General features: G+C 36.0%; 7 protein-coding genes. 1 reads left to right on the top strand and 6 read right to left on the bottom strand.

All coding sequences use genetic code 11. The features are described 5' to 3' along the window. Positions 1 to 268: 268 nt before the first annotated feature. The 6 genes from NH288_RS10845 to NH288_RS10820 form a co-directional block, all read right to left on the bottom strand. A complete protein-coding gene (locus tag NH288_RS10845; RefSeq protein ID WP_265215296.1) occupies positions 269 to 1,219 on the bottom strand; it encodes an alpha/beta hydrolase in 951 nt (316 codons plus the stop codon). Positions 1,220 to 1,340: 121 nt separating this feature from the next. Further along, entirely contained in the window at positions 1,341 to 2,135 is a 795-nt protein-coding gene (locus tag NH288_RS10840) for a ZIP family metal transporter (RefSeq protein ID WP_265215294.1), read from the bottom strand. A 4-nt stretch (positions 2,136 to 2,139) separates the two neighbouring features. Next, positions 2,140 to 4,515: a glycogen/starch/alpha-glucan phosphorylase gene (locus NH288_RS10835; RefSeq protein WP_265215293.1), complete on the bottom strand. Its 2,376-nt coding sequence runs from the start codon at positions 4,513 to 4,515 to the stop codon at positions 2,140 to 2,142. Next, entirely contained in the window at positions 4,515 to 6,029 is a 1,515-nt protein-coding gene (gene malQ, locus NH288_RS10830; RefSeq protein WP_265215291.1) for a 4-alpha-glucanotransferase, read from the bottom strand. The genes NH288_RS10835 and malQ overlap by 1 nt, the downstream gene beginning before the upstream one ends. Further along, complete coding sequence (locus NH288_RS10825; protein WP_265215290.1) at positions 6,022 to 6,630, bottom strand: hypothetical protein; 609 nt, start codon at positions 6,628 to 6,630, stop codon at positions 6,022 to 6,024. Before NH288_RS10825 ends, malQ begins: the two co-directional genes overlap by 8 nt. Next, on the bottom strand, positions 6,620 to 7,828 hold the full coding sequence (locus NH288_RS10820; RefSeq protein ID WP_265215288.1) for an AI-2E family transporter: 1,209 nt from the start codon (positions 7,826 to 7,828) through the stop codon (positions 6,620 to 6,622). Before NH288_RS10820 ends, NH288_RS10825 begins: the two co-directional genes overlap by 11 nt. Positions 7,829 to 7,920: 92 nt before the next feature. On the opposite strand from NH288_RS10820, the gene NH288_RS10815 reads away from it, so the two are divergent. Continuing rightward, complete coding sequence (locus tag NH288_RS10815) at positions 7,921 to 8,535, top strand: thiamine diphosphokinase (protein ID WP_265215286.1); 615 nt, start codon at positions 7,921 to 7,923, stop codon at positions 8,533 to 8,535. The last annotated feature ends 124 nt before the right edge of the window (positions 8,536 to 8,659 follow it).

Raw genomic sequence — 8,659 nt, 5'->3', positions numbered from 1 at the left:
CTCTTATTATATCACATTTATTTCAATAATACTATTGAAATAAAGCAATTGTGACTTAATATAAAATTTTCTAAATATATTACAAATTTTATTAGTAAAATCTTAAAATTTCCTTATAAAAAAAACCTCGAAGGAGTTTTTTTAGTCATTACTTGCCTACATATTTTAAATAGATCTGATAAGGATTCCCTTTATTCTATAATTATTCTAGGCTATTTAAGATTTATTCTTTTTCTGTTTTAGAAGATATTTACTATTTAGATCTTTTTTAATCAGTCTTATCTCTAGAATATTTTTCCAAAAAGTCTCCGATTATTTTCTTATAGCCTTCCCTATCCTTGTAGGCAAAGGAGGCGTGCTTGTAACTATCAACAGTGATTAGTTCTTTTTTGTCATCTGGCTTTGACGCATATAGGTCTTCTGCCATGTATGGCGGGGTTAGGCTGTCTGTTTTTGAGTTTGTAATTAGGGTTGGGATTGTGATATTTTTCATGTAAGAAGTCCCGTCCATATCAGCAAACTTATAGCCAAGTTTTAATTTCGAATACCAATCTCCCATTCTCACTAGAAAAGATAAGGGTATGGCCTGGTCTTTTGCAATGTCTTTCATTTGGTCTACTATCATGGTTTGGCCATTTGATACCGGGCTTTCTAGGATTAGGTAGTCGATGTTTGACTCATTTTTTCCTGCTGCAATTACACTAGTAAGGGCTCCCATGGATTCTCCCCAAAGAATGACTTTGCCGTCTGGGTATTTTTCTTTTATGTAGGCTATTGTCGCTCTTGCATCACCTGCTTCTAAAACTCCAAAGGTATTATATTCAGCCATATTTTCCCCAGAAAATCTCTGGTCGTAGGCAATCGTATCGTAGCCTAGGTCTAAGAAAGTTTTCATGATCGGGCTTACAGTCTCCTTTGTCCCTCCCATGCCGTGGACTAGGACAGCTACATTCTTGTTTCCATCTTTTTTTGCGTAAATGGCTGGGACTTTGTGATCTAAATCATCACTTTCAATCTCAAGTTTTTCCAGCCTATAATTTTTAACCAAATCGTCATAATCCTTCTTAAATTCCATAGAATTTTTAAGGGTCTCTTCCCTACTAACTGCATTGGTATAGCCATCAAAGACAGCTTTGCCTGTGAAAATCGAAATGGCGATTATCCCTATAATTAATAAGACGAATAGGCCTAGAAAAATATTTCTCAGAATCTTTTTCATAAATCCCTCCCCATGTAACTTTTTTTAATTAGCCTTTATTTTTTCCTATTATCCATATTATATCATATTTTTATCAAATCTATGTAAAATAAAAGAACCCCCGAAGGGATTCATAAATATTTTATCCTAGCATTACATCTAAGACCATCATTACTACAAAGCCTGCCGAAAAACCAAGGGTTCCTATGTTGGTGTGGCCTTCGCCCTCACCTGTTGCTTCTGGGACTAGTTCTTCTACTACTACATACATCATGGCTCCTGCTGCGAAGGCTAGAAGATAAGGTAGGATTGGAACTAGGTAGTAGGATAGGATTATTGTTAGAATTGCTGCGATTGGCTCTACTGCACCTGAAAATATACCCATTCCAAATGCCTTGTGTTTATTTACTCCTACTGCCCTTAGAGGCATTGATATGATGGCTCCTTCTGGGAAGTTTTGGATGGCTATTCCTATGGATAGGACTATGGCTCCTGCCATTGTCATGTGGGTATTGCCATAGAGGACTCCTGCAAATGATACTCCTACTGCCATTCCCTCTGGTATATTATGTATGATTACTGCTAAAACCATCATGGTTGTTTTTCTGAGGCTTTCTGCCTTCATTCCTTCTGGATGGTCGCTATCTATATGCTGGTGAGGGATTACACTGTCTAAAAATAGGAGGAAGAAGATTCCTACAAGAAATCCTACTGCTGCTGGTATCCAGCTCATTTTTCCCATTTTATCTTCTACCATGTCCATAGCTGGCATTATTAATGACCAGATTGACGCTGCTACCATTACACCTGCGGCAAAGCCAGAAAGGCCCTTCTGGACCTTTTCTTTTAGCTCACCTTTCATGATGTAAACACAGGCAGCCCCTAAGCTTGTTCCTATGAAAGGGATCATTATCCCTAATATTACATCTTTATTCATAGTCTTAGTCTATTTTCCAAATATCATCTGCATATTCTAGGATTGTTCTATCTGATGAGAAGAATCCAGCGTTTGCGATATTCTTTAGGCACTTTCTTGCCCATTCTTTTCTATTTCTAAATTCTTTGTTTAATTTAGCCTGTGTTTCTTTATAAGATGCGAAATCTTTTAATAGGTAGTATTGGTCAGCTCTACCGCCATTTTGTGGCTTGATTAGCTCGTTATAGATGTCTAGGAAGTAGTAAGAATCTTGGTCTTTGAATTCTCCACTTACTAGGGAATCTACTACATCTTTGATGTCTTCATCCTTGCTATAGTATTCGAATGCATTGTAAGAATCTGCTATTTCTGCTAATTCTTCTACTGTTGCTCCGAATCTGTAGTTGTTTTCTTCGCCTGCTTCTTCAAAGATTTCTACGTTAGCTCCATCTAGGGTTCCTAGGGTTAGGGCACCGTTTAGCATGAATTTCATGTTACCTGTACCACTTGCTTCCTTACCAGCTGTTGAGATTTGTTCACTTACATCTGCTGCTGGGAAGAGTTTTTCAGCGTAGGTTACTCTGTAGTTTTGTACGAATACAACCTTTAGCTTGTCATTTACATCCTTATCGTTGTTTACTACTCTTGCTACTTCGTTTGCAAGTTTAATCATTCCCTTTGCTCTAAAGTATCCTGGAGCTGCCTTACCACCAAAGATAAAGGTTGTTGGTGTGAAGTCTAGGTCTGGGTTTTTCTTTAGTTTGTGATATAGGTGGATGATGTGAAGGATGTTAAGGTGTTGTCTCTTGTATTCATGGATTCTCTTGATTTGAATATCATAGATTGAATGTGAGTCAATTTTTATTCCTTCATTTTCTAGGATGTATTTAGCTAGTTGGTCTTTCTTTGCTTGTTTGATTGATAAGAATTCATCTAGGACTTCTTCATCATCTAGGAATTTCTCTAGACCCTTTAGCATTGCTAGGTCTTTTTTCCAAGCGTCTGTGCCTAGTTTTTCTGTGATGAAGTTTGTTAGCTCTCTATTAGCGTATACTAACCATCTTCTTGGTGTGATTCCGTTTGTCTTGTTGTTGAATTTCTCTGGGCTTTCCTTATACCATTCTTTGAAGGTATCATCTTTTAAGATTTGTGAGTGGATTTCAGCTACACCATTTACAGAAAATCCTACATAGATTGCAAGGTTTGCCATGTGTACGAGATCGCCTGTTACGATTCTGTATGGATCTATTGCCTTGTCGCTGAAGCCTCTATCTTTGAATTCTTTTACAAGTTTCTTATCGATTTGTTCTACGATTTCTAGACATCTTGGGCTTACTTCTTCCATTAGGTCAAATGACCATTTTTCTAGGGCTTCTTGAAGGACTGTGTGGTTTGTAAAGGCAAATACCTTGTTTGCTATTGCTAGTGCCTCTTCAAAGTATATACCATTTTCATCTACTAATACCCTTACTAACTCTGGAATTGCCATGATTGGGTGGGTATCGTTTAGTTGGATTACGTGATATCTTGCGAAGTTTTCGAATTTGAGGTCTTCTGGGAAGTCTCTCTTGTATTTTTCTACCATATCTTGGATTGATGCTGAACAGAAGAAGTATTGTTGTTTTAATCTTAATAGCTTTCCTGCTCTTTGCATATCATTTGGATATAGGACTCTTGTGATGTCTTCTGCCCTGTTTTTCTCAGCTACTGCATCGTCATATTCGAAGTTGTTGAATTTAGCAAAGTCAAATTCTCTAAATGGTTCTGATTGCCACAATCTAAGTGTGTTTACTACACCATTTTCAAAACCAACTACTGGCATATCATATGGTACTGCCTTTACTTGTTGGTCTCTAAATTTAACTATTTTCGCATCAGAATCTACTCTTATTGACCAGCCGTCACCATCTTTTATCCAGCTATCGCCGTATTCTACTTGGAAGCCATTTTCGATTGCTTGTTTAAAGATACCTTCACGATATCTAACACCGTATCCATATAGGCTTAGTTTTTGGCTGGCAGCTGAATCCATGAAGCATGCTGCTAGTCTTCCTAGACCACCATTACCAAGGGCTGCATCATCTTCATAGTCTTCTATTTCTTCAAAGTCTATGCCCATTTCATTTAAAAGTTCTTTTACTTCATCATAGATTCCTAGGTTGATAAGGTTATTTCCTAGAGATCTACCAATTAAGAATTCTGCTGATAGATAGTAAGCTTTTCTTTCTTTTCTAACTTTTTGCTTACTTCTTCTCCAATCTTGGTTGATTAGTCCCATGATTGTATCGCAAAGGGCATCATATCTGTCCTTATCTGATGTATCTTCAAAGCTTTTTAAAGTAATTCTTTGAAGATTTTCCATGTACTGATCAGCAAATTTTTCCTTAACTAACTTATTCATTAAATCCTCCCGTAAGTTTTTGCCATCTTTTCATATTTTTCAGCGATTTTCTTATCGAAGTCGCTTTCTACCGCTCTCCAATCCCAGTTTCCACCTACGATACCCGGACAGTTTATCCTTGCCTCATTGCCAAGGCCGAATAGGTCTTGGATTTCAAACATACATACGTCTGATACTGATGCCATAAGATTTCTTGCTATTGTCTCTCTTATGTTCTCATCTTTTTCATCTTCACCGATTCCAAAATATGTCCTTATAAGTTCTAATAAATGTTCGTCAGCATTATCTAAGAATCCTTGAAGAGTGTCAGAGTCGTGGGTTGATGCGTATACCATTGAGTTTCTCTCGTAATTGTGTGGTAAATATTCGCTATCAAAATTATCACCGAAGGCAAATTGTATTACCTTCATGCCTGGGAAGGCATAGTGGTTTATCAAATCTTCTACTTCTTTTGTTATAAAGCCTAAGTCTTCTGCTATATATTTTGCATCTGGATAGGCTTCTTTGATTGCATCGAAGAAGTCATAAGGTAATCCCTTTTCCCATTTTCCGTATCTTGCTGTATCGTCTGTTGCTGGTATGGCATAGTAAGCTTCAAATCCTCTAAAGTGATCTAGTCTTAGTATATCATAAAGTTTGAGGCAGGCTCCAATCCTTCTTTTCCAAAAATCGAATCCTTCAACATCCCTCATGTATTCCCAGCGGTAAACAGGGTTGCCCCAGAGTTGTCCATCTTCTGAATAATCATCTGGAGGCGCTCCACCAACTACTATAGGTCGTTTTGTTTCTTTATCAAGTTTAAGTATTTCATAATTAACCCAAGCATCTGCAGAATCGTAGGCTACATAGATTGGAAGATCACCTATTATCTCGATTTCATGCCTATTTGCAAATTCTTTTAATTTATTCCATTGTTTAAAAAATTCGTATTGAAGATAGACATAAAAATCTATTAATTCTTTATTTTCTTTTTTAAATTCATCTAGGGCAGATTTTTTTCTATTTCTAAGATCTTCATCCCAAAATTCCCAAGACTTATCAAGGTTATCTTTCTTAATAGCCATGAATAGGGCGTAATCTTCTAGCCAATTAGCTTCCGCTTTTCTAAATTCTTTAATTTCCTTGGCGTATTTTTCTTTTGCATTTTCAAAAGCTATTTCTAAGACCCTATATCTTACATTGTAGAGTTTAGCATAGTCTATTTCTCTTTCGTTCCCACCAAAATCTATATTTTCTAGGTCTTCTTTTTCTAAAAGTCCATCTTCTATTAACATATCTAAGTCTATGAAGTATGGATTGCCTGCAAAGGATGAGAATGATTGGTAAGGGCTATCTCCGTAGGATGTTTGGCCTAGAGGTAGGATTTGCCAATATTTGGCTCCACAATCATTTAGATAATCTACAAAGTCATAGGCAGCCTTTCCAAAGGTGCCGATACCATAATTTGATGGCAGTGAAAATATTGGCATTATTATGCCATATGATCTGTCTAATCTTTTTTGTTGTTTATTCATAAATATTCCTTTCAAAATATATTAGGCCTGTATAGGTCCTTAGGCTCTTATCAAAATCTTCTAGGTAGAAGGAATGTCTTCTGCCCCAACTTGATACAACTAGTTCGTGCTTATAATTTTTCTTATTCATCTCTGTTACAACTAGGCCGTGGTGGCTCATTATATCTATGTCCCTGCTTAGCCAATTTATAAGGATAACAGGAGAGTCTTTGGCCAAGGCTTCTTCTATGAAAGCAATCTTTTTTTCTAAAGATACCTTCTTTAGGAGGTTTTCCTCAAGAATCCTGTAAGATAAACCTAGATTCATCTGATGATTTAAAATTCTTATCCTCCTAAGAAGAGAACTTGCTGTGGGAACCCCATTCGCTTTGGGTCTTAGCCTTCTATAAAATTTATATTGCATATCATTGTAAGTTTTAAAATCTACAAGTCCCCTTTCAAACATGTAAAAATACACATTGGTAAAGGCTGTCACCACACAGGCCCTATCCCTAAAAAACTTGGATAAACCAAGTTCTTTAAGCCATTCCTGATGGCCACCATAGTAGGTCACACCTTCTTTTAAGACGGGGACAAAATAATTACTCTCTTTAAGCTTCATCTCCGATATCAATCTCCTCTATAGTATAACTTTTATCTTCCTTCTCTTTAATCTTGGCATCATCAAAGTTCTTTTCCTTAAGCTTGTTATTAATCTTTTCTAGATATAGGGTGTAAAATACCGATACAACTGGTATTGATATTAGCATACCCCAAATTCCAAACAAGGATCCACCTATAGTTACAGATGCCATTACCCAAACAGCAGGAAGGCCTATTGCATCGCCTGCTATATAAGGGAAGATTAGGTTTTCTTGGATCTGTTGAATGATAACATTGTAGGCCAAAAATATAAGGGCCTTAAATGGTGATTCAACAAAAATCAATATTGCTGAAAATCCAGTACCGAAGATTGGACCAAAGATAGGTATAAGGTCTGATAGACCGACCACTATCGAAATAATTGGCGCATTTGGTATCTTAAATATCTTCATACCTATAAAGGTGAGGACAGATAAGCAAAGTACTGATATCATCCTTGAAAACACATAATCCTTGAAAGTGTTGTAGGAAAGTGATAGGACCTTATTGATATAGTCAGCCCTTTCCTCGCTAAGCAAAGCATAGATAAGTCTTGTGCCATTTGTCTTAAGCATTTTCTTATAAATTAACACAAAGATAGAGAAAACTATCATTGTAAAAATCCCAATAACTCCACTGGATACTGAGTTTAAAAATCCTGTAGCCTTTGAGAAAAGGTCAACATCATTGCCATCTATAAATGAAAAGATAGCATTTCTAACATTGTACCAACCCACACCGCTAAAGGCATTCATGAATTTATTAGCGTAAGGCTCTGTCAATTCATGTTTTTTTAGAAAATGATAGGTTGAATTTACAAAATCCGGCCACCTTATAGAAAAGGTATAAACAATCTTAACCATATATGGGATCAAGATATTTATGAGTATTACTAGAAAAGCTATGAGCAAGACCCATGATATGAGGATTGATGAAATTGATATAAGCTTTCCATGCTTAGAATTCTTATCAAGGGAATGTAGCTTCCTCTCAAAAAAGTTGGTTGGAATGCTCATCATAAAGGCCAGGGCACCGCCAATAATAAAGGGCGATAAGACCGCATAGAGAGTAGAAAAAGCCTTAGACACTTCTCCTATATAAAATAATCCAAAATACAATAAAATTCCTATAACAACTACCTTGAGTAGGTTCCTAGATTGCTTGTCTAATTCTTTCATTCTTACATCCTTCTTTTTTATAATTTATATTCATTTTACCATTAATTGTGATAATAGTTAAGAAAATGTTATAATAAAATAAAGGAGTAATTATGAAAAGGTGTTTTATAATAGCTGGCGGAGATTTTGACGGCTTTTTTGATGAAATTTGTGAAAATGATTTGGTGATTACAGCTGATAAAGGCTTTCGTTATGCGGAGAAGGAAAAAATAAATATTGACTATGCCATAGGAGATTTTGATTCGACAGATAGGCCTGATTTTAAAAACATCATAGCCCTAAATCCTATTAAGGACTTCACAGACACAGTTGCAGCCATAAGGCTTGCAATAGATAAGGGCTATAAGGAAATTATAATCTATGGTGGCCTTGGAGGACGAGAGTCTCACACGATTTCAAATATAAAAACTCTCTTACATTTTAAGAAAAAGGGTGTAAATATTTCTCTAAAGGCAAGGGGCAAGGAAATTTTTGTCATAGATTCTGACTTTTCTTATAAATTCAATGATAAAGATTTTTATGTATCAATTTTTGCCCTAAATGAAGAGGCCATCCTTTCTATAGACGGTCTTGCCTATGAGCTAGACTCTTATAAAATGAGTCTTGATGATAGCCTGGGAGTTTCTAATCAGACTAAGGGATGCAATTTTAAAATTAGCCTGGATGCGGGCTATTTGCTCATAATTTTTGAAGATTTTTCTATATAAAGGGGCTGTTGCAAAAGTCCTAACATAGAAAAAGACGAGGAAATTAAACATCCTCGTCTTTTTCTGATACAATGTATTTATGAAACAAAATAGTAATACATCATCATTAACTAATCTTACACTA

This window comes from Anaerococcus sp. NML200537 (assembly GCF_026131715.1).
GTDB lineage: Bacteria > Bacillota > Clostridia > Tissierellales > Peptoniphilaceae > Anaerococcus > Anaerococcus kampingae.
Note: the sequence above shows the minus strand (reverse complement) of the source record. Positions and strands in the feature narration are given on the sequence as shown.